We start from the raw sequence: 24,151 nt of genomic DNA, 5'->3' as shown, positions 1-24,151 counted from the left end.
TCCCGGAACTTGAGAGGCCTCCATGTCAGCAATCAAGACGACGCCCCGACTATCTCCCACGGATCGTGCCCAGGCCGAACGGCTTGCCTCTGCACTCCAGCGCTTCCGCTCGGTGGACCCGAAGGTCACGGTCGAAGAGGTGCTGACGTTGCTGATGGTGGCTGCTCAGCCGGGCATCATCCAGCGGGACATCGGCGAGACGCTGGAGCTTAAGTCCGGCTCGCTGTCTCGCATCATGGGTCGCCTCACCCGGCGCGGGGACCGGGAGACGCCCGGCCTTGAGCTTATCCACACGGTCGAAGACACGCAGGACTGGCGCCAGAAGCTGCTGCACCTCACCAACGGGGGCAACAGGCTGGTGGCCGATGCCCTTCGCGATCTTGAAGGAGGATCGCCCCATGTCACCCCGGTTGAAAGGGAATAACTGGTTCGCAGACTTCACTGCGGGCGGCACCCGCTATCGTGAGTTCGGCTTCCGCACCAAGGCAGAGGCGGAGGCCTGGGAGCTGGAAGCTCGGGCCGCCATCAAGCGTGGCAAGGCTCTGCCGACTGGCCCTTCCGCTGCGCGGCCTGCGACCGGCGTCGCCGGCATCTCCACCATCCGAGGCCTGTTCGACCACGTCGTGAAAATCCGCTGGTCGAACATGAAGTCCGGGGCGTCGACGCTGAGTGCCCGCCTCTTCGTGGATTGGGTCGGCCCGGAGACGGACATCGCGGAGGCGCTCTCGGCCACCTCGATCCACGAATATGTGGAGCACCTCCAGGACGAGCGCCAGCTCTCCGGGAGCACGATCAACCGGCGCCTCGCCGCCGTGTCCCGCCTTGCGAAGGCCGCCGTGTCGCTCGGCCGCATCGCTAAGACCCCCGAGTTGCCCTGGCAGAAGGAGGGTGAGAGCCGCATCCGCTGGTTCACCCCCGAGGAGGAAGAGCAAATCCTCCTGACCCTCCGGCTGTGGGGGTGCCACGCCGAGCGTGACCTCTTCATCTTCCTGGCGGACACCGGCGCTCGCAAGGGCGAGGCGTTCAAGCTGGGCTGGAGCGACATCTCCAACGGCGGCCGCACGGCCACGTTCTGGGAAACGAAGGCGGGCAACCATCGGTCGGTCCCGCTGACGGCCCGCGCTCGGGAGGCGCTTGCCCGCCGGAAGGCGGAGGCGCCGGCTGCTTCCGGCCCGTTCGCTGACATCAACCGGCACGGACTGCGCAGCTTGTGGTCCCGGCTGCGCACCCACCTACCGTTCCTCAACGACGCCGTTATCCACACCTTCCGGCACACCTGTGCCTCCCGCCTCGTGCAGAACGGGGTGGACCTCATGCGTGTTCGCATGTGGATGGGACACAAGACCGTGCAGACGACGTTGCGGTACTCCCACCTTGCACCCAAGCACCTTGACGATGCGCTTCGGGCGTTGGAAGGAGGGAGTGCCGACGGGTGACAGGGCTGGTGACAGACGTGGTGACAGGTCTGTCTCCGGTGGCGGAGTGGGCGTGGCGAAACTGGTAGACGCAAGGCACTTAAAATGCCTCGCCCGTAAGGGCTTGCGGGTTCGATCCCCGCCGCCCACACCACCCTGTCGGTGACGAAATTCGGACTTAAAATCTTGCGCCGCAAGGCGTGCGGGTTCGAGTCCCGCCGTCCGCACCACCCGCAGGCTCTCGGCAGACGTTCCGTTCCCGCATGACCGGCGCTGGGGCCCTGCGGCGGGATCACTCCCCGGCTGCCGGCGGAGATGCTATTTGGAGGCATTCGCCGGTGACCGGCGACCCGTGCGCCCATCTGCCCCTTGCCCCGGATCCTTCCCCGTGAACGCCCCGCCTTCCCTTCACCACGCGCATCATGCGCCGCCGGTGTATTTCTTCCAGGGCATGCGCAAGGCCGTGTCGGTGCCGGCACTGGTGCTGTTCGCGAGCTATCTGGGCTTCGGCGCGGTGCTGCATGGGGTTGGATTTCCGCTCGGGGCCGGCGTCGCCTCGACCCTGCTCGTGTGGGCCCTGCCGGCACAGCTGATCCTCATCGGCGGCCTTGCGGCGGGCACGGCGCTGCCGGCCATCGCGCTCGCCGTCGGCCTCTCCTCCATGCGCCTCCTGCCCATGGTGGTCTCGGTGGCGCCCTATATGCGCGGGCCGCGCCGCAGCCTGTTCTGGGAGCTGGTATGCGCCCATTTCGTCGCGATGACGGTCTGGCTCGAAGGGCTCCGCATGCTGCCGCACCTGCCCGGCGAGGCGCGCGTGCCCTTCACCCTCGGGCTCGGCCTGTCGCTGATCGGCGTGAGCTGCCTGGGCACCGTGGCGGGCTACACCGTCGCCGGCGAGGTGCCCGGCTGGGTCGCGGCTGGCCTGCTGCTGCTCACGCCCCTGTCCTTCACCGTGCTGATGGTGCGCAACGCGGTCTCGGCCACCGATTGGCTGGCGCTTGCCGCCGGCCTCATCCTGATGCCGCTGACGCTGCATCTCGAGGGCGGGCTTGACCTGATGATCTCCGGCATCGGCGGAGGCACGCTTGCCTTCATCGGTGGCCGGCTGCTGGAGCGGCGTCGATGATCGCCCCGATGAGCGAGGGCACCGCCCTGCTGCTGGTGATTCTGCTCGGCTTCCTACCGACCGAGGTGTGGCGCACCCTTGCGGTCATTGCCGGTCGCCGCGTGGAGGAGGGCAGCGCCGTCTTCCACTGGGTGCGGGCGGTGGCCACTGCGCTCCTCGCCGCCGTGATCGCGCGCCTCCTGTTCGCGCCGGCTGGCGCCCTCGCGGAGGTACCGCTGGCGCTGCGCCTCGGGGCGGTCGCCGCGGGGGTGATGGGCTTCCTGCTGGTGCGCCGCTCGGTGTTCGCCGGGGTGGTGGTGGGCGAGATCGTGCTCATCGGCGGCGCTTATTTTCTCCACGTCTGAAGCGTGGCGCTTCCCGCACCGCGCGTTGCCGGGCAAGGTTTTGCGGCGGTTCGGGCGGTATCGCGAGGCATGCGTCGTCCACAGGGTAGGAGCGTCAGACCACAAATAATGCCCCATGCCCTTTCCATCGGGGGCGGGGATTGCTACATACGCCTCGCCGACAGCCGGTTCGCCGGCAAACTCTCGGTTCTGACGCGGGGTGGAGCAGCCCGGTAGCTCGTCAGGCTCATAACCTGAAGGTCGCAGGTTCAAATCCTGCCCCCGCAACCATCTCGACTTGCGATCGGCCCGCCCCTCTGGCGGGCCGTTTGCTTTTGAGCGAAATCGCAAGAATTCCAGCCAGATCACCTCGCACGTCGACCCGAAGCTCGCCTTCTGCCGGCGTCAGGATGATCTCCTTCACCAGCGAGCGAATCAGGTCGGCCGCCGTCATCCGCTTTTCCTCCGAATCCTCCTGAAGCGCCGCATACAGCTCGTCCACCTGGGCGTGGTAGTGATGCGCCATGTTTGGATGCAAGAGGGGCGGCGGCTCCTGGGCGTCCTGCAGGAACGCTTTTAGCTCCTTCTGGCGAGCCTCCAGCTCCTTCATCTGCTTCATCATCCGGGTGGGGGCGTCGTCGCTGTCGGACGCGAGGATGAGCTTCATCAGCTTGTCCAGCTCCGGATCGATTCGCTTGATCTCGGCCTCGGCCGCATCGATCGACGCTCGGCCTTCCATGCGCAGCCGATTCATCTCGCGGGTGAATTCCTCGCAGAATTCTTTGAACAGCGCTGGGTCCATCAGGTGATGGCGCAGCGCGTTCAGGACGCGCGTCTCGAACTGATCGCGTCGGATGTTCCTGCGATTGTCGCAAGTGCCCTTGTTCCGGGCTGTCGAGCAGCCAACTAGGTCAGCCGAGATCATCGAATAGCCACCGCCACAGCAGGCGCACTTGGTTAGGCCCGAGAAAAGGTATTTGGGGCGCCGACGTTCCCGGAAGTGGTTCTCGGTCTCGCCATCGTCGCTACGGTTCAGTTTGACGGCTTTCTGGCGATCCTTGACCGCCTGCCACAGCTCGTCGTCAAGGATGCGCAACTCGGGCACATCCTGGGTGATCCAGTCCTCCTCCGGGTTTATGCGCGCCTGGCGCTTGCCAGTGTCCGGGTCTTTGATGAAGCGCTGGCGGTTCCAGACCAGCTTGCCAACGTACATCTCGTTGTTGAGGATTCCGTTGCCGCGCTTTGGATTGCCGTTGATCGTGCTGAAGCCCCATTCTCCACCGGCCGGTGCGGAGATGCCCTCCTTGTTCAGCTCGAAGGCAATTCGCTTCGCCGACCTTCCGGCCGAATAGTCACGGAAGATACGGCGGATGACCCCCGCCTGGAACTCGTTGATGGTCCGGTCGCCGCGTATGGGCTCGCCGCCGGCGTCGAACTTCTTCACCACATCATGCCATAGGCGTTTCCGCCGCCGGACTTGCCCATCTCGACGCGCCCGCGCTGGCCTCGGCGCGTCTTATCGGCGAGATCCTTGAGGAACAAGGCGTTCATCGTGCCCTTGAGGCCGACATGCGGATGCGTGACTTCGCCCTCGGAGAGCGTGACGATCTTCACGTCCGCATAGGCCATGCGCTTGTAGAGGCCGGCGATGTCCTCCTGATCGCGCTACAGACGATCCATCGCCTCGGCCAGCACGTACTGGAAACGGCCGCGCGCCGCGTCCGAGATTAGGGCTTGGATGCCGGGACGAAGAAGGGAGGCGCCGGAAATGGCGTGATCGCTATATTCCTCGACCACCTGCCAACCCTGCTTCTCGGCATGGACGCGGCAGATGCGAAGCTGGTCGGCGATGGAGGCGTAGCGCTGATTGTCGGACGAATAGCGGGCGTAGATCGCGACTTTCAAAGCGCACTCTCCCGAGGTGTCAGGAGCGCGTCGTGCTGCGTTCCCTCATCTGCTCTTCGAACACCTCCCGCGCAGCACGACGGGCAAGCAGGCGAGCCAACTCGCTCAGGCGCGGGTCGGGACCGTCGCCGCGGCGCACGAGCGACAGCTCCGGCTCGACGAGCCGAAGCGCACTCCTTTGCTGCTGGCCTTTGTCCTGGTCCATCGTTGCGCCGTTCAATAGCGATTGCAAGTTGATCGGCTTCACGATTGATGTGAATCGAAGTATAAGCAATACAAACCAACGGAGAGTATTCGACGGCATTCAGCATATTGTTGCCGGTGCTGGCGCCACCCGGCGTAGAAAAGCGCTTCACAGCAGACGGAAAATACCGGCATCGGATGGCGCGGCGATCCGCTCTCTGGCCAAGCCTGTCTGAAACGCGTTTCGCCCTCGCGTCCTCGCTTGTCTGTACAACATATCTGGAATATATATCCAGATATAACATGGAGGGTGACCATGGGCAATGCTGCACAGAAGAGAGCGATCCAGAATTACCGCGCCCGTCTGACGCAGCGCGGCTTTACGCGCTTCGAGATCATGGCGCTCGAATCCGATCGCGAGCTGATACGCGCACTTGCCCGTCGTCTGGCTGAGGAAGGGCCGGAAGCGGAGGAGGTTCGCGCGGCCGTGAAGACAGTCGTCGCTGGCGAACCACCCAAGCCCGGCGGCATCCTCACCGCTTTACGCCGCTCGCCGCTGGTGGGCGCGGAGCTTGATCTTTCCCGCCCGCGTGAAGAGGGGCGTAAGGTCGATCTGTGACGCGCTATCTCCTCGATACCAACATCATCAGCAATATCGTCAAGCCGCAGCCGTCGGCGTCGTTGCTGGCTTGGATGGCAGCGCAGCGCGACGAGGACCTGTTTATTGCTTCATTGACCGTCGCTGAAATTCGACGTGGCATTCTGGAAAAGCCCCGCGGCAAGAAACGCGATGCGCTCGACGCCTGGTTTGTCGGGCCGGAGGGGCCGCAGGCCCTGTTCACGGGCCGCATTTTATCCTTCGACGCCAAGGCCTGCCTGATCTGGGCGCGGCTGATGGCGGAGGGCAAGGTGGCGGGTCGTCCCCGTAGTGGACTCGACATGATCATCGCCGCCGTCGCCGGTGCGAACGAATGCGTGGTGGTCACTGACAACGAGAAGGACTTCGCCGGGCTCCAGATCATCAATCCGTTGCGTGGCGGCCTGGAGGGGGGAGAACGATGACGGCAGCGCCGCCTGTACCCATCGAATACCAGCTCATCGGCCTGACCGAAGACGGCAACGCTGGAGATCTCCTGCTTGTGCTTGACCAGAAACAGGGCGTGAACCGTGCCGTGGCCGAGGCCGGTTGGTTTGAATCAGACCGTCCGGAAACTGGCTTCAATCGGTTGCCTGGCCGAATGATGCACCAGACCACAGCAATGGACCGGCCATCGGTCGTGCCGGGCAAGCCAATCTGACGCACTCCCGGTTAACCTGCCGCCTGACCTTACGCGCGCCATGCGCCTCGAAGTTCGCGGCGAAGATGCATCCGATCTCCGACTTCAACTCTAGGCAGTGGTCCCATAAATTTGCGCGTCTGAGCGTGTCGTGATTCAAGCTCCCGCACTGGGAGGCTAACAGATGCGCCGTCACGAACTGACCGACGCGGAATGGGCGATCATCGCGCCGCTGCTGCCGAACAAGGTGCGGGGCGTGGCGCGGGTTGATGACCGGCGGGTCATCAACGGCATTCTCTGGCGCTTTCGGACCGGCGCGCCGTGGCGGGATGTGCCGGAGCGCTATGGACGGCGTACAACCCTCTACAACCGCTTCGTGCGCTGGCGGGCGGCCAGGGTCTGGGACAAGCTGCTGGAAGCTGTCTCGGCCGCCTATGACGGCGACATCGTCATGTTCGATAGCTCCTGCGTTCGCGTTCACCAGCACGGCGCCGCGATCAAAAAGGGGGCGCCGACAATCGTTGCACATGGGACGCTCCCGGGGCGGCCTGACAACTAAGATCCATGCCTTAGTCGATGCTGAAGGCAGGCCTATCCATCTCGCTCTGACCGCCGGACAAGCGGGCGATGCACCCGTAGGGCGGGAACTGCTGGCCCGCCTCGCCCCAGGCGGCATCCTCCTCGCCGACAAGGCCTACGACACCGATGCCATCCGCGCCGAGACGGCGCAACGCGGCGCTTTTGCCAATGTGCCGCCGCGCTTCATCCGCAAGCGGACCTTCGCTTTCAGCCCGTGGCTCTACCGCCAGAGGAACCACATCGAGCGCTTCTTCAACCGCATCAAACAGATGCGCGGCCTCGCCACGCGCTACGATCGCCGCCCGGACAACTTCCTCGCAGCCCTCAAGCTCGCTGCCGTCCGCATCTGGATCAAGACCTTATGAGTCCGCTGCCTAGGTCGTCTGGTCCGTGCCAAGAGCAAGAGAAACGTGCCGCCTCAGGGGGGCGGCAACCCTATTCCGGCTCGCCCTTAACCACGCCGGCGGCGGCGAAGTGCCAGGCGGGCACCTCGCGGATGATGATGCGCACCGCCTCGCGCGGGGCGTCGAGAGAGGCGACGACGGCGTTCGTCACCTCCTTTACCATGCGCTTCTTCTTCTCGAACGGACGGCCCTCAATCATGGTGATCTCGATGATGGGCATGGCGTCACGCCTCCACGTGGAAGGAAAGCCGTCCCAGGGACTGGAACGTGGTCTGGACGAACTGTCCCGGCGTCAACGGATAGGCCGCCGTGGCACCGCCGGCGAGCACGATGTCGCCCGCCTCCAGCCTTTCCCCCGCCTTGGCCACCAGCCGGGCCGCTGCGACGAGGCTGCGGATGGGGTTGCCGAGGATTGCGGCGGTGGAGCCCACCTGCACCGGGCGACCGTCAACCTCCATGAGGATGCCGAGATTGGCAACGTCGCTCGTCGCCGGCGCCCAGCCTCCCACATAGAAGCCCGAGGAGGAGGAGTTGTCGGCGATCACGTCCGGCAGGGCAAACTTGAAGCAGCGGTATCGGCTGTCGATGATCTCCATGGCCGGGGCCACGGCCTCGACGGCGGCGAGCGCCTCCGCCGCCGAAACATCGCCCTCCAGCGGCTTCTTCAGAATGTAGGCGACCTCCGGCTCCACGCGCGGATGTACGTAGCGGGCGCGGTGGAGCACGGCGCCCTCCTCGAGTCGCATGGCGTCCGTCAGGCGGCCCCAGACCACCTCGCTGACGCCCACCTGGGCCATCTTGGCCCTTGAGGTGAGCCCCATCTTGAACCCGGCCCGCCGCTCTCCCCGTGCCCGGCGTCGGGCGACGGAGAGGGCCTGGATGGCATAGGCGTCATCGACCGTTAGGCTGGGCTGGCTGTCGGTAAGCTGGGGGATAGGGGTGGCGGTGCGCGCCGCCTCGTCGACAATCTGGGCGATGCCCGCAAGGCTGGTCATGCCGCTTCCCCCCGGCTCTTGAGGAGATCGAGGGCGACATCGACGATCATGTCCTCCTGCCCACCGACCATGCGGCGGCGGCCGAGTTCGGCGAGGATGTCGCGGGTGTCGACGCCGTAGGTCTTCGAGGCGGCCTCGGCGTGGCGCAGGAAGCTGGAATAGACGCCGGCATAGCCCAGCGACAGGCTTTCGCGGTCCACCCGCACGGGGCGGTCCTGCAGCGGCCGCACCAGGTCGTCGGCGGCGTCCATGAGGATGTTGAGATCGCAGCCGGTCTCGATGCCCTTGCGGTTCAGCACTGCGACGAGCGCCTCCAGCGGCGCGTTGCCCGCGCCCGCGCCCATGCCGGCGAGCGACGCATCCACCCGCACCGCCCCCGCCTCGATGCCCGCCACGGCATTGGCGACGCCGAGGGTCAGGTTGTGGTGGGTGTGGACGCCGATCTCCGTCTCGGGCTTCAGCGCGTCGCGCAGCGTCTTCACGCGTAGCGTATAGTCCTCCGGCAGCAGCGCGCCGGCGGAGTCGGTGGCGTAGACGCATTCCGAGCCGTAGCTCTCCATGAGCTTCGCCTGCTCGGCCAGCCGCTCGGCCGGGATCATGTGCGCCATCATCAGGAAGCTCGCCGTGTCCATGCCGAGCGCCCGCGCCGCCTCGATATGCTGGCGGGAGACATCGGCCTCGGTGCAGTGGGTGCACACCCGCACCGAGCGGGCGCCGGCCTCATAGGCGGCCTTCAGATCATGCACCGTGCCGATGCCGGGAATGAGCAGGACGGTGGCGACGGCGCGGCTGCACTCCTCCGCCACCGCGGCGATCCATTCCAGGTCGTCATGGGCGCCGAAGCCGTAGTTGAAGGTAGCGCCGGTGAGGCCGTCGCCATGGCTGATCTCGATGGCGTCGACGCCGGCCCGGTCCAGGGCCCGGGCGATGGCGCGGGTGGTGGCAAGGTCGTACTGGTGGCGGATGGCGTGCATGCCGTCGCGCAGGGTGACGTCCTGGATGTAGAGCTTGTCCGGGTTCGGGCGGGCCATCACGCGGCCTCCTTCGCAAGGAAACGGGCGGCCCAGCGGTCGGCGGAGACCAAGGCGGCCGAGGTCATGATGTCTAGGTTTCCGGCATAGGCCGGCAGATAGTGGGCGGCGCCCTCCACCTCGAGCAGGATGGTGGTCTTGAGGCCGGTCACCGGACCGACGCCGGGGATGCGGACGGGCGCGTTGTTCCCGATCTCCTCGAACTGCACCTTCTGCTTCAGGCGATAGCCGGGCACATAGGCCTTCACGGTCTCGACCATCTCCAGGATGGAGGCCTCGATGGCCTCGCGCGTGCCGCCCTGCGAGAGGGTGAAGACAGTGTCGCGCATGATCAGGGGCGGCTCGGCCGGGTTGAGGATGATGACCGCCTTGCCACGCTCGGCGCCTCCCAGCACCTCGATAGCCTTCGAGGTGGTCTCGGTGAACTCGTCGATATTGGCGCGGGTGCCCGGACCGGCGGACTTCGAGGAGATGGAGGCGACGATCTCGCCCCAGATCACCCGGTCGGTGGCGCGGCGCACGGCATGGACCATGGGGATGGTGGCCTGGCCGCCGCAGGTGACCATATTGACGTTGGAGGCGTCGAGATTGGCCTCGCCATTGATGGCGGGGATGGTGAAGGGGCCGATGGCGGCGGGGGTGAGGTCGATGACCTTCTTGCCGTCCTTCTGCAGCACCGCGTCATTGGCGATGTGAGCTTTGGCGGAGGTGGCATCGAACACCACGCCGATCTCGGCGTAATTGGGCAGGCGGGTGAGGCCTTCGATCCCCTCGTGCGTCACCGGCACCCCGAGCCGCGCCGCCCGGGCGAGGCCGTCGGACGCCGGATCGATCCCCACCATGGCGCCCATCTCCAGATGGCGCGACATGCGCATGATCTTGATCATCAGGTCCGTCCCGATATTCCCGGACCCGATGATCGCGGCCTTGATTTTTGCCATACACTCAACTCCTCGCAATCGACAAGGGGGAGGCGTCGTGCGCCTCAGGCGAAGGCTGCGCGCACCGAGCCGAGGCCGTCGATGCGCACGTCGAACACGTCGCCGGCCTCCACCGCGACCATGGGGCCGAGGGCGCCGGACAGAATGGTGTCGCCGGCGCGCATGGGCAGGCCGACCCGCGCCATCACCTTCGCCAGCCACAAGATGGCGGTAAGCGGCGAGCCGAGGCAGGCCGCGCCGGCGCCCACCGACACTGGCTCGCCCTTCTTCTCCATCACCATCCCGCACAGGCGCGGATCGAAGTCGGTGAGCCGCGTCGGCCGCGACCCGAGCACGTAAAGGCCTGAAGAGGCGTTGTCGGCGATGGTGTCGGTGATGCGGATGTCCCAGCCGGCGACGCGGCTGCCGACGATCTCGATGGCCGGTACCGCATACTCCACCGCACGGAACAGGTCCGCCACGGTGAGTTGCTCGCCGTCGAGGTCGCGCCCGAGGACGAAGGCGATCTCCGCCTCCGCCTTGGGCTGGAGCACGTCGGCGATGGCGACGTCGAGCCCCTCGGGCCGCGCCATGTCCGCGAACAGCATGCCGTAGTCGGGCTGGTTCACGCCGAGCTGGCGCTGCACCGCGACCGAGGTGAGGCCGGTCTTGCGGCCGACCAGCCGGCGGCCGGCGGCAAGCGCCCGCTCCGTGTTGATCCGCTGCACCGCATAGGCGGCGTCTACGTCGCCTTCCCTGAGGAGGTCGCGAATGGGACCGGTGGGCGTGCCGTTAGCCGCCGCGGCGTGGAGGCGGTCGGCGGCTTCGCGGATCGCCGCCTGGGTGGCTGCCTCTTGCAATGTGGTCATTGGAGAATTTCCGGGTTTTCAGAGCTTGACGCACACGTTGCTGATCTCGGTGTAGAACTCGAGGCTGTGAACGCCGCCTTCGCGGCCGATGCCGGAGGCCTTGGCGCCGCCGAAGGCGGTGCGCAGGTCGCGCAGGAACCAGGAGTTCACCCAGCAGATGCCAACCTCCATGCACTCGGCGACGCGATGGGCGCGGGCGAGGCTTTCCGTCCACACGGCGGCGGCGAGGCCGTAGGGCGTGGCGTTGGCGAGGCGCACCGCCTCCTCTTCCGTATCGAAGGGGCGGACGTGGCAGCAGGGGCCGAAGATCTCCTGGGTCACGCAATCGGCGTCGTCAGCGAGGCCGGTCCAGATGGTCGGCTCGACCCAATTGCCGTTGGCAAGGTCGTCGGGCATGGGCGGCACGCCGCCGCCCATCACTACGGTCGCACCCTGCTCCACGGCGCGGGCGTAATAGGCGAGCACCTTGTCCTGGTGCTCCTTCGAGATCAGCGGACCGATGCCGGTCGCGGGGTCCTCGGGACGGCCGGGGCGAAGGGCCGCCGCGCCGGCCTTCAGGCGGGCGACGAAGGCGTCGAAGATGGGCCGTTCCACATAGACCCGTTCGGTGCCGAGGCAGACCTGCCCGCAATTGGAGAAAGCGGAGCGCAGCGTGCCCTCCACCGCCTTGTCGAGGTCGCAGTCGGCGAAAACGAGAGCTGCATTCTTGCCGCCCAGTTCGAACGATACCGGGCGGATGCCATGGGCGGCCTGCCGCATGATGGCCTCGCCTGTGCGCGTCTCGCCGGTGAAGGTGATGCCGTTCACGCGCGGATGCTGCGTCAGGAATTCGCCGGCCGATTGCGGGCCGAGGCCGTGGACCACGTTGTAGACGCCGCGGGGCAGGCCCACCGCGTTCATCACTTCGCCGAGCAGGGTGGCGGTGAGGGGGGTCTCCTCCGAGGGCTTCACCACCACCGTGTTGCCCAGCGCCAGCGCCGGCCCGACCTTCCAGGTCATCAGCAGCAGCGGCAGGTTCCAGGGCGAGATGACGGCGATGACGCCGCGCGGGCGGCGCAGGGCATAATTGAGCGCACCGGCGCCGTCGGGGGTGGGCATCTGGAAGCATTCCGTGGCGATGGTCTTGGCCACGTCGGTGAACATCTTGAAGTTGGCCGCGCCGCGCGGGATGTCGATGTGCGCGGCCAGCGACATGGGCTTGCCGGTGTCGAGGCATTCGGCCTCGAGGAAGTCGTCGAACCGGCGGTCGATGCCCGCGGCCACCTCTGCGAGGAGGTCGGTGCGCTCGGTGACCGTCATCCGGCCCCAGGGGCCATCGAGGGCGGCGGCTGCCGCCGCCACCGCCGCATCCACCTCGGCGCGGCCGCCTTCCGGCACGCGGCCGATGCGGCTGCCGTCCACCGGGCAGATATTGTCCCAGCCCATGCCGGTCGCGCCTTGGGTGAACTCGCCGTCGATGAAGTGCGCGGCGTCGCGGCGCGCGCTCGATTGCGAGAGGGGCCTGCGTTCGAGCAGCGGGTGGACCGACATTCTTGCCTCTCCTCTTGGAACCCGGCGGCCGCCAGCCGCCCTCACAGACCGAGAGCCTTGATCCCGGCCTCCGCGCATGCGCGGTCGTCGTCTTCCGATCCGCCTGACACGCCGATGGCGCCGATCAGGTGGCCCTCTTCCAGGAGGGGCGTGCCGCCGCCGAACAAGATGACGCCCGGGCGGTGGCCGATGCCGTCGCGCAGCACCTCATGGCCGTCCACCAGCGCGCACAGGCGGTCGGTCGACATGCCGAAGGTGGCGGCGGTCCAGGCCTTGTCGCGGGCCATGTCGAGCGAGGCGGTGAACGCACCGTCCGCCCGCAGCAAGGCAAGGAGGTGCCCGCCATGGTCCACCACCGCGGCGACCACCGCCGCTCCGCGTCCGGCCCCGCAGGCGAGGGCCGCCTCGGCCGCGCGCGCGGCCGCCGCAGCGGTGATGCTGCGGATGCCGTGGGAGATCGTCATCTCCGTCTCAGGTCACCACTGAGAGGAAGGCTTCGTTCATCTCCCGCTCGTAGTAAAAGATGGCCTTGCCCACCTGTTCGTGGTCCCAGGTGCGGGTCGGGTGGTCGGGATAGTAAGTATAGCCGCCGGTGAAGACTTCATTCCGGTTGCCGGAGGGGTCGAAGAAATAAATGGTCTGGCCGCGCGTGATGCCGTGGCGGGTGGGGCCGATGTCGATGGAGATGTCGTAGCGGGCGATGATATCGGCCGCGTGGCCCACGTCGTTCCAGTTCTCCAGCTCGAACGAGGCGTGGTGAAACTTGCCGGGCTCGGGATATTTCACGAACGCGATGTCATGCGCCTTCATGCCGGCGGTGAGCCAGATGGCCAGCACGCCGTCCGGCATGTCGAGGCGCTCGGCGCAGCGGAAATCGAGCACGGTCTCGAAGAATTCCAGGTTCTTCTCGATTTCCGGCCCGTAGAGCAGGGCATGGTCGAAGCGGCGGGCGCGCATGCCGTGCGGCTCGGTGATCCAGACGTCCGGATTGTGGGCGCTAGGCTTGGGATCGGACTGCTCGGCGTGGGCGAACAACTCGATGCGGTGGCCGGAGGCCAGCGTCCAGCCGATGCGGCGGCCGATGCCGGGCTGTTCGCCGGCCGGCACGTGATCGACCGGATAGCCGTAAGCCACGATGCGTTGCTCGAATGCGTCGAGGTCGGCGTCGGTGCGGACCTTGAAGGCCATGAGGTCAAAGCCGGCGGTGTCGGCGCGGCGCAGGACGAAGCTGTGATGGTCGAATTCGTCAGCCGATTTCAGGTAGACGCGGCCGTCCGCCTCTTCGGAAACCTGATGCAGGCCGATCCGCTTGGAATAGTGTTCGACGGCGGCCAGCATGTCGAGCACGCGCAACTGAATGAAGCCAGGTCTCAGAACGCCCGTGTGCGCCATGAATGCTCTCCTCCCTCGTTTTGTCGCCAAATGTGACTGGCGCATCTTGGTGGCCCGATCCGCGAGCTAGTCATTGCCGTCGCAGTTTCGTCTGGCGGGCAGCCGGGCATCGAGCCGCAGCATCAAATCGCTTTGCGCGTAGATCGCGCACGTCAGGACGACGCCCTCGGCTTCATCGGACAGAGAGACGTGCTCCCGGCTCATGGGGGCGCGCCGATAGTCTCCAGCGATCACCTGGGCGCGGCAGATGCCGCAGCCGCCGCGCCGACAGCCGACCGGCAGCTTGCGCGGGAGCCCGGTGATCTGGCCGAGCCCCCGGGCCCGCTCAAGCGCCACCAGGAGCCGCTCCTCCGTGCTGACGGACGCGCTGCCGTGACCCTCGATGGTGACCGTCACCCGGCGCGCCGTAGCCGGCGTTTCAGGAGCCGCCGACGTGCCGCCGGAACAGCGGCCGAGCCCGGCGAGCGGGCAGCTTTCCGCGCAACCGCCGAAGCAACGGCCCAACGTTGTGCTTGTGGAGTCGCCATTGCGTCCGGCGGTTGGGAGTAGATCGGTCATCGCACCCTTCCGTTTCCTCGGGTCCGGCCACTTTCGGGCCGTGTTGCCCTGCATATGCGCCGGCTCCAGCGAGGGTGTCAATAAATTTTCGAGATTTTTTGTTTTCACGTTTTTTATTGAATATTCGTCATTATGGAGATGTCGCGATCTTGAGAAAAAAATCGACGCGCGCTATCGTCAGGCGCGATCGACGCTCCGACGCGATCGCCCGCCGAGGACAGGTTCACCATGGAAAAGAATGCAGCGGAGGTCGCCGGCCGCCAGGCGAAGGTGGTTGGCGCGCGCAGCCTCGTCGAGGCCGCTTACGAGACTCTCCGCCAGGACATTCTGACCGGGGCGTTGCCCCCGGGCCTCAAGCTGCGCTTCGAGATGCTGCGCGAGCGCTACGGCGTCGGCGCGTCCACCCTGCGCGAAGCGCTGACGCGGCTGGTGGGCGAGGCGCTGGTGACCTCGGAGGAGCAGCGTGGCTTCCGGGTGGCGGAGATCTCCCTGGACGACTTCGCCGACCTCACCGCCGCACGGAAGCTGGTGGAGATCGAGGCGCTGCGCCAATCCATCATCTTCGGCGATGACGCCTGGGAGGGGGCGCTGGTGGGCGCCTATCACCGTCTGTCGAAGGTGGAGGAGAAACTGGTGGAGGAGAAGGCCGAATCCACCGAGTTGCGCGACGAGTTCGAGGCGCGCAACCGCGACTTCCATTTCACGCTGATCGGCGCCTGCCCGTCGCGCTGGGTGAAGCACATGCACGGCATTCTCTTCCAGCAATCGGAGCGCTATCGCCGCATATCGCTCGCCGCCCGCTTCGAGCCGCGCGACGTGCATGCCGAGCATAAGGCCATTCTCGAAGCCGCGTTGGCCCGCAATGTGGATCTGGCCTGCCGCCTCGAGGCCGAGCACATCGACAAGACCCTCGCCCTGCTGAGCCGCAACCTACCCGCGCTCACCTGATCTGGCGCCCCGAGCGGGGCGCGCCGTCCGATTCTCGCATTTTTCGACCTGCTCCGGCGCCGGACGGCGCGCGGGATGTGCTGGCGCGCGCGTGCCGGCGATCGGCCGCGCGACAAGAAGGGGTGTCCCATGCCTGACGATAATCCGGAGATCGGCGCCAGCGTGCGCACCGGCGCCTTCGCGACCAATGTGCATGATCGCGGCAGCGGCGCGCCCGTGCTGCTGATTCACGGCTCGGGTCCGGGCGTGTCGGCCTGGGCCAACTGGCGCGGTATCATCCCCGCGCTGTCGGAACGCTTCCGCGTGGTCGCGCCCGACATGGTGGGCTTCGGCTTCAGCGACCGGCCAGCCGGTCTCGCGTGGACCCGCGAGATCTGGGTCCGGCAGGTGCTCGACCTGATGGACGCGCTGGGGCTGGAGCGGGTGGATATCGTCGGCAATTCGTTCGGCGGTGCCATCGGGCTGGCGCTGGCGGTGGCGCATCCCGCGCGGGTTCGCCGGCTGGTGCTCATGGGCAGTGTCGGGCTGTCCTTTCCCATCTCCGAGGGGCTGGAGAAAGTGTGGGGCTATGAGCCCTCATTCGCGGCCATGCGGGCACTCTTGGATGTCTTCGCGTTCGACCGCGGCCTCGTTACGGATGAACTCGCCGAGCTGCGCTTCCGGGCCTCCATCCGCCCCGGATTCCAGGAGAGCTTCTCCGCTATGTTCCCGGCACCACGCCAGCGGCATCTCGATGCGCTGGCGAGCAGCGAGGCGCAGATCCGCGCGTTGCCGCATGAGGTGCTGATCGTCCACGGCCGCGAGGACCGGGTGATACCCCTCGACGTCTCGCTGCGCCTCGCCGATCTCATCGATCGCGCGCAACTGCATGTGTTCGGCCGCTGCGGCCACTGGACCCAGATTGAGCAGGCCGGCCGGTTCAATCGTCTCGTCGCTGATTTCCTGGGCGAGGGAGCTTGACGCGCACGCCGCCATGTTTCGAGTTGCAGGAATAAGTTCGGTAATTTCGATTTTCTCGAAATTATCGTTGACATCGAAATCAGCGGCGCCGATAACCAAAACAACAACGATGGGCCCCAAAAGGTGGGCCCCGCTCATTCCGGGGAGGCGGGACATTGGCTCATTCCCTCTCGCAGGGCGGTGGCTCCGGCCATGCCGGCGCTCCCGACGCCGGCACAGCGGCCTCCGCTGAATCTCCGGCCGGCGATCCGATGCAGGCCCGGGTCCGCATCCTGGGCACGCGTCTTGGCCGCTTCGTCGAATTCGAGTTCGCCCTCTATGGCGGTGACCTGGCCGTTGAGCTGATCTTGCCGGCGCGGGCCTTCGAGGAATTCTGCCAGTTGCGCGGCGCGGCGGTGTCGGCGCTCGATGCGCAGACGTCCGGGGCTATCGAGCAGATGGCATGGCGGGCCGGCCAGCCGGGACTGTTGCAGCGCACGGTGACGGGCGCTGCACAGGACGAGCGCCTGTAGATCGCTCCCGTCCAAGCAAACAGAAGTAAACCGAGCGCGAGAAGACGCCGGATGAAAGCAATATCGGGCCCTCGAGTGGCTCTATTGGAGGACGTGGTGACTGTTCAGATCAAGACCATCGACCTGGAGCCGAGGCGGCAGACGTTCGGTCACGTGGCACGGCGCCTTGGCGGCGACAAGCCGGCGTCACGCTACCAGGAGGCAACCTTCGACCTCCAGCCCACCGATCATTTTCATTATCGGCCCCTGTGGGAGCCCCAGTTCAACATCTACGACCCGCGCAAGACCGAGGTCGTGATGCGGGACTGGTATGCGTTGCTCGACCCCCGTCAATATTATTACGGTGCCTACAATATTGCCCGCGCCAACATGAACCAGGCGGTGGAGCGCAATTTCACCTTTGTCGAGGAACGCGATCTCTTCGCCAGGGCCGACGACGGACTGAAGGCGAAGCTCGTGGCCGGGCTGCTGCCGGTGCGCCACCTGCACTGGGGCGCCAACATGAACATGACGGAGATCTGCCAGCGTGGCTACGGCACGGCGGTGACGGCGCCCAGCATCTTCTCCGCCGGCGATCACCTCGGCATGGCCCAGATCGTCTCGCGCATCGGCCTCGTCATCGACCGCCATACCGGCACGTCGCTCGACACCGCCAAGGCGGCCTGGATGAACGCGCCCGAATGGCAAGGCGTGCGCCAGCTCATTGAGGACACCCTTGTGGAACGCGACTGGTTCCAGCTGTTCGTGGCGCAGGCGCTCGGCGTGAACGCGGTGTTGCTCGATCTCGTCTACGCCTGCACCGAAGCCGCCTTCGGTCCGGTCACCATCCCCGTCGCGATGCTCACCGAGTTCATGGCCGATTGGGCCGCCGAAGAGGGCAAGTGGTCCGATCACGTCATCAAGGTCGTGGCGGCCGAGAGCGCCGAGAACGCGGCCCTTGTCTCGGCCTGGGCGCGCTACTGGATCGATCGCGCGGAGGCGGCCGGCGTGGCGTTGTCGGGATTGCTCACGGGGGAGGGTGCCGCGGCCGTGACTGCCGCCTCTGCCGCCCGCGCGCGCGCCGCCCGGCTCGGCCTCACGCTCTGACGAAAGCTCGCCAAGGATCACCGCTCATGGCCCAGATCGCCTCCATTACCCTTCTCCACAATGACGACGCCCGGCCGATCATCGAGGCGATCCTCGCCGACAATCCGGGCTGCCGGGTGCTCAACATGCCCGGTGCCGTCAAGCTCGACCGCGATGACGAGTTGGTGGTGCGCCGTGCTTCAGTTGAAGCGCGCATCGGCCGCGCCTGGGACCCGCAGGAGCTGCAGCTCGTCATCGTCTCCATGGCCGGCAACCTCGATGAGGACGACGACCATTTCACCCTCAGCTGGAAGCATTGAGCTTTTGCGGAAGGACCACGGCATGACACCGAAGAAGCTCGGCCTGAAGCAGCGTTACGCCCTGATGACCCGCGGGCTCGACTGGGAGACCACCTACCAGCCCATGGACAAGGTGTTTCCCTACGATCGCTTCGAGGGCATCAAGATCAAGGACTGGTCGGCCTGGGAGGATCCCTTCCGGCTCACCATGGATGCCTACTGGAAGTTCCAGGGCGAGAAGGAGCGCAAGCTCTACGCCGTGCTCGACGCCTTCGCGCAGAATAACGGGCAGACCGGCATCTCCGATGCGCGCTACACCAACGTCCTGAAATTGTTCCTCACCGGTGTGTCGCCGCTCGAATACCAGGCGCACCGCGGGTTCGCCTTCGCCGGACGCCACCTGCGCGGGGTCGGTCCACGCGTCGCCGCGCAGATGCAGTCGCTGGACGAACTGCGGCACGTGCAGACGCAGATCCACACCATCAGCCACTACAACAAGTATTTCGACGGGCTTTCCGAGTTCCGCCACATGCACGACCGGGTGTGGTACCTCTCCGTGCCCAAGTCGTTCTTCGATGATGCGCGCACGGCGGGCCCGTTCGAATACATGATCGCCATCGGGTTTGCCTTCGAGTACGTGCTGACGAACCTCCTGTTCGTGCCGTTCATGTCGGGGGCAGCCTACAACGGTGACATGTCCACCGTAACCTTCGGCTTTTCCGCCCAGTCGGACGAGAGCCGCCACATGACGCTCGGCATCGAGGTCATCAAGTTCCTGCTGGAGCAGGATGCGGACAACCTGCCCATCGTGCAGCGTTGGGTGGACAAGTGGTTCTGGCGCGGCCACCGCGTGCTCGGCCTCGTGGCCATGATGATGGACTACATGCTGCCGAAGAAGGTGATGAGCTGGAAGGAGGCCTGGGAAATCTACTTCACCGAGGCCGGCGGCTCCCTCTTCACCGATCTCGCCCGCTACGGCCTGAAAGTGCCGAAATATGCCGACGTCGCCACCGCCGACGCCGAGCACATCTCGCACCAGAACTGGGCCACCTTCTACCAGTACACCCACGCCGCGGCCTTCCACACCTGGATGCCCGATCGTGCGCACATGGACTGGCTGTCGGAGAAATACCCGAACACCTTCGACAAATACTATCGTCCGCGTTTCGAGATGTGGGCGGAGATGGAGAAGCAGGGCCAGCGGTTCTACAACAATTCCCTGCCGCAGCTCTGTCAGGTCTGCCAGATCCCGATGGTCTACACCGAGCCGGGCGACCCGACGAAGATCGCGTTCCGCTGCTCCCAAGTTGAGGGCGAGACCTACCATTTCTGTTCGGACGGCTGCAAGGATATCTTCGACGCCGAGCCCCAGAAGTATGTCCAGGCCTGGATGCCCGTGCAGCAGATCTTCCAGGGGAATTGCGGCGGGGCCAGCATTCCGGATGTGCTCGCCTGGTATCGACTGAATGCCGGTGCCGACAACATGGATTACGTCGGCTCCCCCGACGAAAAGCTCTGGAACGACTGGCACGCCGCCGCGGCGCGGGCCGCAGGCTGAGGAGAAGGCCATGCTCAACGCCCTTGATACGGCCGAGTATCTTGATCACGTGACGGTGCGGGATGCGCGCAAGAACTTCCACGGCAACATCCTCGTCTATGTGCATTGGGAAGATCATCTGTCGTTCTGCGCAGCCATCGCCTTTCCGCTGCCGCCAACGCTGTCGTTCGGCGCGCTGGTGTCCGATGTGATCGCGCCGGCCTATGCCGCCCACCCCGATGCCGCTCGCATCGACTGGAGCAAGGTTGAGTGGCAGATCGACGGGGTGCGGATGGTGCCTGACCTCTCATTATCCCTCGAAGCCAACGGCCTCGGGCACAAATCCCTCCTGCGCTTCAAGACCCCCGGCCTCCATGGCTGGAAGGGCTCGGCGAACTGAGGCGGCGGGCATGGGGCACGAGCTAACCATTGAGCCCTTGGGCGAGGTCATCACTGTCGCGGACGGGCAGACCATTCTCGATGCCTGCCTCAGGGCTGGCATCTGGCTGCCCCACGCCTGTGGTCACGGCCTCTGTGGCACCTGCAAGGTGGACGTGGTGGACGGCCAGGTGGACCATGCCGAGGCCTCGCCGTTCGCCTTGATGGATTTCGAGCGGGCGGGCGGCAAGACGCTCGCATGCACCGCCCGGCTCCTCGAAGACGTGGTGATCGAGGCGGAAGTCGACGAGGATCCCGACCAGCGTCGCATTCCCGTGGCGGACTACGACGCCACCGTGGCGGCGATCGCGGATCTCACTCACGACGTCAAGGGCATCCGCCTCGCCCTCGACGGCGCCATGGATTTCCAGGCGGGTCAATATATCAACCTGCACATTCCCACGGTCGCGGGCACCCGCGCCTTTTCCATCGCCAACCCGCCGCATGAGCGGGAGCATGTGGACCTGCAGATCCGCCGCGTTCCGGGCGGGCAGGGCACGGCTTTCCTGCACGATCAGCTCAAGGTGGGCGACCGGGTGCGCTTCTCCGGCCCCTATGGCCGTTTTTTCGTGCGCAAGAGCCGCGGCGGGCCGCTGCTGTTCCTCGCCGGCGGGACCGGCGTGTCGAGCCCCCGGTCGATGGTTCTCGACCTCCTCGCCGAGGGCTGGAGCGCACCCATCACGCTCATCCACGGGGTGCGGGCCGAGCTCGACCTCTACGATCGCGCGCTGTTCGAGGACCTGGTGCGGCGCCACCCTCATTTCCGCTACGTGCCGGTGCTCTCGGCCGAGCCGGACGGGAGCGGATGGGCCGGCGCGCGCGGATTCGTGCATGAGGTGGCGGAGCACGTGTTCGACGGCACGTTCGAGGGGCAGAGCGCCTATCTGTGTGGCCCTCCACCGATGATCGAGGCCTCCATCGGCGCGCTGATGCGCGGGCGGCTGTTCGAGAAACACATCTTCACTGAGCGGTTCCTGACAGCCTCGGACGGCGCGGAGAAGAAGAGCCCGGTCTTCCGGGGCATCTGACGGGCATGGGTTCAATCGGCACGGGTCGGCATCACGCACGGCGCGGCAAGGCAATGAACTTGGAGGGGGATATGAGGAATTTGGGGAACATGGGATGGCGATCGCTCCTCGTCGGAGCGGCCGGAGTGGCAGCGGCAATCGCCCTGCCGGCCGGTGCCCACGCGGCCGATCTCGCCACGGCGCCTGCGACCGCGACGCCGCTGCCGGACCCGTCCTGGTATGTGCGGCTCGGCGTCGGCGGCGTGCTGTTCGATTCCGGTGCCACCATCACCTCCTCCATGGGCCCCGTGACCGGCGCGTCCGCCCATGCGGACAACAATGTCACCGCCCTGTTCGAGGTCGGCTATTTCTTCACCGACAACATCGCCGTCAGCCTGACGGGTGGCTATCCGCCCACCACGAGCCTGACGGGGACGGGAACGGCGACCGCCCTCGGCACTCTCGGCAAGGTCACCTATGGCCCGGCGACCGTGACCGCCCATTATCATTTCAAGAATTTCGGCCCGATCCAGCCTTATGTCGGCGCCGGCCTGGGCTATGGCCTTATCTTCAATTCCAAGTCCGGAACGGTGCAGAACCTGTCGGTGAACGGCGCGCCCGCCTTCGTGCTACAAGCCGGCGTCGACTACATCCTCGCCCGCAACTGGGCGGTCTTCTTCGATGTGAAGAAGCTCTACCTGACCGTGGACGCCACGGGAACCCTCGGCGGCATGCCCATCGCCGCCGACGTGAAGCTCGATCCACTGGTGCTGTTCACGGGTGTGACCTACCGCTTCTGAGGCGGAAAGTGGGCGGGGAACGGCGGACTGTGAATGTATAGACGTATTCGCAGAACCTAGAACCGTTCGCCATGTCTCTTCATGCTGCCGGCATATGCTTGATAACAGCGTATTGGCCGGGGCTGAAGCCATGGTTGTAGCCGGAAAGCGCCGCTTCTCCCGGTCAATCCGAATGCTGAGCTGTGCATTTGATGAAATAGTGAAATGGCTCATCGGGACATCGACCGATTTTCACCAATTCGAAGACTTGGGGGCAGGGCGGCGAGGAGCGGCTTTCGTGTGCGCCGCAACCGCTGGCTCCGGGAAGCTGCGAAAATTGGGCTCGCGCTCGCGGAAAGTATTGAAGGTGAATTGAAATGGCGCCGCGGGTCGAATGCTGCGCAGCGAAATCGCAGGTCTGCCCCCGGATGCTGGCATTCATCTTGCTCAACGAAGGGAGATCGGTGGCGGAAGCTCTCCGGCTCCCAATAAACGACAAGTCCGAACAACTGACACGTCCGCAAAACAGACAAGCCCAAGGAAGAAGCCATGGCATTGCTCGATCGATCCGAGTGGTACGACATCGCGCGCTCCACCAACTGGACGCCGAAATTCGTCACCGATGAAGACCTCTTCCCGGACGTCATGACCGGGGCGCAGGGGGTGCCGGGGGAGAAGTGGGAGGTCTATGACGAGCCCTACAAGACCTCCTTCCCCGAATATGTCAGCGTCCAGCGCGAGAAGGATGCCGGCGCCTATTCGGTGAAGGCCGCGCTGCAGCGCAGCCGCATCTTCGAGGATGCCGACCCGGGCTGGCGCTCGATCCTGAAGTCGCACTACGGCGCCATTGCGCTGGGCGAATATGCGGCGATGAGCGCGGAGGCCCGCATGGCCCGCTTCGGCCGCGCGCCGGGCATGCGCAACATGGCCACCTTCGGCATGATGGACGAGAACCGCCACGCCCAGCTGCAGCTCTTCTTCCCGCACGAATACTGCCCGAAGGACCGCCAGTTCGATTGGGGCCACAAGGCCTACCACACCAATGAATGGGCGGCGATCGCGGCGCGTCACGCCTTCGACGACCTGTTCATGGCGAGGAGCGCCACCGAGATCGCGGTGATGCTGACCTTCGCCTTCGAGACCGGCTTCACCAATATGCAGTTCCTCGGACTCGCGGCCGATGCGGCGGAGGCCGGCGACTATACCTTCTCGAGCCTGATCTCCTCGATCCAGACGGACGAATCCCGCCATGCGCAGATCGGCGGCCCGGCGCTCCAGGTGCTGATTTCTAACGGCCGCAAGGCGGAGGCGCAGAAGCTGGTGGATATCGCCATTGGCCGTGCCTGGCGGATCTTCTGCATCCTCACCGGCCCGTCGATGGACTACAACACGCCGCTCCATCACCGGAAGCAATCGTTCAAGGAATTCATGCAGGAGTGGATCGTCGACCAGTTCGAGCGCTCGTTGCTCGACCTCGGCCTCGATTTGCCCTGGTATTGGGACAAGATGATCGCGGAATTCGACTATCAGCACCACGCCTACCAGATGGGCCTGTGGTTCTGGCGGCCGACCCTGTGGTGGAACCCGGCGGCGGGCGTGACGCCCGATTGCCGCGACTGGCTGGAGGAAAAATATCCCGGCTGGAACGACACGTTCGGCAAGGCGTGGGACGTCATCATCGACAATCTCGTCGCCGGCCATCCCGAGCGCACCCTGCCGCAGACCCTGCCCATCGTGTGCAACATGAGCCAGATCCCGATCTGCGCCATTCCGGGCAACGGTTGGAACGTGAAAGACTATCCGCTCAACTATGACGGGCGGCTCTACCACTTCAATTCCGAGATCGACCGCTGGATCTTCGAGCAGGATCCGAAGCGCTACCGCGGACACATGTCGCTGGTGGATCGGTTCCTCGCCGGTCAGATCCAGCCTGCCGACCTCCTGGGCGCGCTCACCTACATGAACCTCCAGCCCGGCGAGTGCGGCGACGATGCCCACGGCTACGCCTGGGTGGATGCCTACCGGGGCCGCATGGCCGCCGAATAGGCGCGTCGCGCACGAACGTTGCGGGTGCCGGTACGGCCGCGGCGGCCTTCGCC

At 65.9% G+C, this 24,151-nt stretch carries 31 protein-coding genes and 2 tRNA genes; 20 read left to right on the top strand and 13 right to left on the bottom strand.

Annotated elements, in window-relative coordinates; genetic code table 11:
* Positions 1-22 precede the first annotated feature (22 nt).
* From D7006_RS14295 to D7006_RS14270, 6 genes are all read left to right on the top strand, one after another.
* On the top strand, positions 23-424 hold the full coding sequence (locus D7006_RS14295; protein ID WP_237353516.1) for a MarR family winged helix-turn-helix transcriptional regulator: 402 nt from the start codon (positions 23-25) through the stop codon (positions 422-424).
* Positions 366-1,436: a site-specific integrase gene (locus D7006_RS14290; protein ID WP_237353515.1), complete on the top strand. Its 1,071-nt coding sequence runs from the start codon at positions 366-368 to the stop codon at positions 1,434-1,436. Before D7006_RS14295 ends, D7006_RS14290 begins: the two co-directional genes overlap by 59 nt.
* A gap of 46 nt (positions 1,437-1,482) precedes the next feature.
* Positions 1,483-1,569 (top strand) — tRNA-Leu (locus tag D7006_RS14285).
* A gap of 234 nt (positions 1,570-1,803) precedes the next feature.
* Positions 1,804-2,541, top strand: a complete 738-nt coding sequence (locus tag D7006_RS14280) for an AzlC family ABC transporter permease (RefSeq protein WP_229644187.1) — start codon at positions 1,804-1,806, stop codon at positions 2,539-2,541.
* Positions 2,538-2,885 carry an AzlD domain-containing protein gene (locus D7006_RS14275; protein WP_237353514.1) on the top strand — a complete coding sequence of 116 codons (348 nt, stop codon included), beginning with the start codon at positions 2,538-2,540 and terminating at the stop codon, positions 2,883-2,885. The genes D7006_RS14280 and D7006_RS14275 overlap by 4 nt, the downstream gene beginning before the upstream one ends.
* A 193-nt stretch (positions 2,886-3,078) precedes the next feature.
* A tRNA-Met gene (locus D7006_RS14270) sits at positions 3,079-3,155 on the top strand.
* On the opposite strand, the gene D7006_RS14265 is transcribed toward D7006_RS14270, so the two are convergent.
* Genes D7006_RS14265 through D7006_RS14260 form a run of 4 tightly spaced genes read right to left on the bottom strand, consistent with a single transcriptional unit; the run spans position 3,112 to position 5,016 of the window.
* A complete protein-coding gene (locus D7006_RS14265) occupies positions 3,112-4,308 on the bottom strand; it encodes a recombinase family protein (RefSeq protein WP_371745118.1) in 1,197 nt (398 codons plus the stop codon). The genes D7006_RS14270 and D7006_RS14265 overlap by 44 nt on opposite strands.
* Positions 4,305-4,493 carry a hypothetical protein gene (locus D7006_RS25410; RefSeq protein ID WP_371744949.1) on the bottom strand — a complete coding sequence of 63 codons (189 nt, stop codon included), beginning with the start codon at positions 4,491-4,493 and terminating at the stop codon, positions 4,305-4,307. The genes D7006_RS14265 and D7006_RS25410 overlap by 4 nt, the downstream gene beginning before the upstream one ends.
* A gap of 36 nt (positions 4,494-4,529) precedes the next feature.
* Positions 4,530-4,769 (bottom strand): recombinase family protein, encoded by a 240-nt coding sequence (locus D7006_RS25405; RefSeq protein WP_371744948.1) that lies wholly within the window; start codon positions 4,767-4,769, stop codon positions 4,530-4,532.
* A gap of 19 nt (positions 4,770-4,788) precedes the next feature.
* Positions 4,789-5,016, bottom strand: a complete 228-nt coding sequence (locus D7006_RS14260; RefSeq protein ID WP_237353513.1) for a hypothetical protein — start codon at positions 5,014-5,016, stop codon at positions 4,789-4,791.
* A gap of 252 nt (positions 5,017-5,268) precedes the next feature.
* On the opposite strand from D7006_RS14260, the gene D7006_RS14255 reads away from it, so the two are divergent.
* The 4 genes from D7006_RS14255 (at position 5,269) to D7006_RS14240 (ending at position 7,173) form a co-directional block, all read left to right on the top strand.
* Positions 5,269-5,571, top strand: a complete 303-nt coding sequence (locus D7006_RS14255) for a hypothetical protein (protein WP_237353512.1) — start codon at positions 5,269-5,271, stop codon at positions 5,569-5,571.
* A complete protein-coding gene (locus D7006_RS14250) occupies positions 5,568-6,014 on the top strand; it encodes a type II toxin-antitoxin system VapC family toxin (RefSeq protein ID WP_237353511.1) in 447 nt (148 codons plus the stop codon). Before D7006_RS14255 ends, D7006_RS14250 begins: the two co-directional genes overlap by 4 nt.
* On the top strand, positions 6,011-6,250 hold the full coding sequence (locus tag D7006_RS14245) for a hypothetical protein (RefSeq protein ID WP_237353510.1): 240 nt from the start codon (positions 6,011-6,013) through the stop codon (positions 6,248-6,250). The genes D7006_RS14250 and D7006_RS14245 overlap by 4 nt, the downstream gene beginning before the upstream one ends.
* A 163-nt stretch (positions 6,251-6,413) precedes the next feature.
* Positions 6,414-7,173 (top strand): IS5 family transposase gene (locus tag D7006_RS14240; protein ID WP_237353509.1). Its coding sequence is split into 2 segments (ribosomal slippage): positions 6,414-6,734 and positions 6,736-7,173, totalling 759 coding nucleotides; the frame shifts between segments, so codons are not numbered across the junction.
* A gap of 70 nt (positions 7,174-7,243) precedes the next feature.
* Here D7006_RS14240 and D7006_RS14235 read toward each other — a convergent pair.
* The 9 genes from D7006_RS14235 to D7006_RS14195 all read right to left on the bottom strand — a co-directional run bounded on the left by D7006_RS14235 (position 7,244) and on the right by D7006_RS14195 (position 14,507).
* Entirely contained in the window at positions 7,244-7,432 is a 189-nt protein-coding gene (locus D7006_RS14235; protein WP_237353508.1) for a 2-hydroxymuconate tautomerase, read from the bottom strand.
* A gap of 4 nt (positions 7,433-7,436) precedes the next feature.
* A complete protein-coding gene (locus D7006_RS14230; protein ID WP_237353507.1) occupies positions 7,437-8,207 on the bottom strand; it encodes a 2-keto-4-pentenoate hydratase in 771 nt (256 codons plus the stop codon).
* On the bottom strand, positions 8,204-9,238 hold the full coding sequence (dmpG, locus tag D7006_RS14225) for a 4-hydroxy-2-oxovalerate aldolase (RefSeq protein ID WP_237353506.1): 1,035 nt from the start codon (positions 9,236-9,238) through the stop codon (positions 8,204-8,206). The genes D7006_RS14230 and dmpG overlap by 4 nt, the downstream gene beginning before the upstream one ends.
* Positions 9,238-10,179 carry an acetaldehyde dehydrogenase (acetylating) gene (locus D7006_RS14220; protein WP_237353505.1) on the bottom strand — a complete coding sequence of 314 codons (942 nt, stop codon included), beginning with the start codon at positions 10,177-10,179 and terminating at the stop codon, positions 9,238-9,240. The genes dmpG and D7006_RS14220 overlap by 1 nt, the downstream gene beginning before the upstream one ends.
* Before the next feature lie 44 nt (positions 10,180-10,223).
* On the bottom strand, positions 10,224-11,027 hold the full coding sequence (locus D7006_RS14215) for a 2-keto-4-pentenoate hydratase (protein WP_237353504.1): 804 nt from the start codon (positions 11,025-11,027) through the stop codon (positions 10,224-10,226).
* Positions 11,028-11,045: 18 nt separating this feature from the next.
* Positions 11,046-12,557, bottom strand: a complete 1,512-nt coding sequence (locus D7006_RS14210) for a 2-hydroxymuconic semialdehyde dehydrogenase (RefSeq protein ID WP_237353503.1) — start codon at positions 12,555-12,557, stop codon at positions 11,046-11,048.
* 41 nt (positions 12,558-12,598) lie between these two features.
* Positions 12,599-13,021: a heme-binding protein gene (locus D7006_RS14205; protein WP_237353502.1), complete on the bottom strand. Its 423-nt coding sequence runs from the start codon at positions 13,019-13,021 to the stop codon at positions 12,599-12,601.
* 7 nt (positions 13,022-13,028) lie between these two features.
* Entirely contained in the window at positions 13,029-13,949 is a 921-nt protein-coding gene (locus tag D7006_RS14200; protein ID WP_237353501.1) for a catechol 2,3-dioxygenase, read from the bottom strand.
* A gap of 66 nt (positions 13,950-14,015) precedes the next feature.
* Complete coding sequence (locus D7006_RS14195) at positions 14,016-14,507, bottom strand: 2Fe-2S iron-sulfur cluster-binding protein (protein ID WP_237353500.1); 492 nt, start codon at positions 14,505-14,507, stop codon at positions 14,016-14,018.
* 228 nt (positions 14,508-14,735) lie between these two features.
* Here D7006_RS14195 and D7006_RS14190 point away from each other — a divergent pair, with 228 nt between their 5' ends.
* The 10 genes from D7006_RS14190 (at position 14,736) to D7006_RS14145 (ending at position 24,098) form a co-directional block, all read left to right on the top strand.
* Positions 14,736-15,455 carry a GntR family transcriptional regulator gene (locus D7006_RS14190; protein ID WP_237353499.1) on the top strand — a complete coding sequence of 240 codons (720 nt, stop codon included), beginning with the start codon at positions 14,736-14,738 and terminating at the stop codon, positions 15,453-15,455.
* A 129-nt stretch (positions 15,456-15,584) separates the two neighbouring features.
* On the top strand, positions 15,585-16,415 hold the full coding sequence (locus D7006_RS14185) for an alpha/beta fold hydrolase (protein ID WP_237353498.1): 831 nt from the start codon (positions 15,585-15,587) through the stop codon (positions 16,413-16,415).
* A 155-nt stretch (positions 16,416-16,570) separates the two neighbouring features.
* The gene (locus tag D7006_RS14180) at positions 16,571-16,927 is read left to right on the top strand and encodes a phenol hydroxylase subunit (protein WP_237353497.1); all 357 of its coding nucleotides are present in this window, start codon (positions 16,571-16,573) and stop codon (positions 16,925-16,927) included.
* Positions 16,928-17,023: 96 nt separating this feature from the next.
* Positions 17,024-18,013, top strand: a complete 990-nt coding sequence (locus D7006_RS14175) for a hypothetical protein (RefSeq protein ID WP_237353496.1) — start codon at positions 17,024-17,026, stop codon at positions 18,011-18,013.
* A gap of 26 nt (positions 18,014-18,039) precedes the next feature.
* Positions 18,040-18,312 carry an MmoB/DmpM family protein gene (locus tag D7006_RS14170; protein WP_024280165.1) on the top strand — a complete coding sequence of 91 codons (273 nt, stop codon included), beginning with the start codon at positions 18,040-18,042 and terminating at the stop codon, positions 18,310-18,312.
* Positions 18,313-18,334: 22 nt separating this feature from the next.
* On the top strand, positions 18,335-19,849 hold the full coding sequence (locus D7006_RS14165; RefSeq protein ID WP_237353495.1) for an aromatic/alkene/methane monooxygenase hydroxylase/oxygenase subunit alpha: 1,515 nt from the start codon (positions 18,335-18,337) through the stop codon (positions 19,847-19,849).
* 10 nt (positions 19,850-19,859) lie between these two features.
* Positions 19,860-20,228: a phenol hydroxylase subunit P4 gene (locus tag D7006_RS14160; protein ID WP_237353494.1), complete on the top strand. Its 369-nt coding sequence runs from the start codon at positions 19,860-19,862 to the stop codon at positions 20,226-20,228.
* 10 nt (positions 20,229-20,238) lie between these two features.
* Positions 20,239-21,294, top strand: a complete 1,056-nt coding sequence (locus D7006_RS14155) for an NADH:ubiquinone reductase (Na(+)-transporting) subunit F (protein WP_237353493.1) — start codon at positions 20,239-20,241, stop codon at positions 21,292-21,294.
* A gap of 125 nt (positions 21,295-21,419) precedes the next feature.
* Positions 21,420-22,073, top strand: coding sequence for an OmpW family protein (locus tag D7006_RS14150; protein WP_237353492.1), 654 nt, complete (start codon positions 21,420-21,422; stop codon positions 22,071-22,073).
* 528 nt (positions 22,074-22,601) lie between these two features.
* Positions 22,602-24,098 (top strand): YHS domain-containing protein, encoded by a 1,497-nt coding sequence (locus D7006_RS14145; RefSeq protein ID WP_237353491.1) that lies wholly within the window; start codon positions 22,602-22,604, stop codon positions 24,096-24,098.
* Positions 24,099-24,151 lie beyond the last annotated feature (53 nt).

Origin of the sequence: Xanthobacter sp. YC-JY1, assembly GCF_021730305.1 — a bacterium.
Classification (GTDB): domain Bacteria; phylum Pseudomonadota; class Alphaproteobacteria; order Rhizobiales; family Xanthobacteraceae; genus Xanthobacter; species Xanthobacter flavus.
Note: the sequence above shows the minus strand (reverse complement) of the source record. Positions and strands in the feature narration are given on the sequence as shown.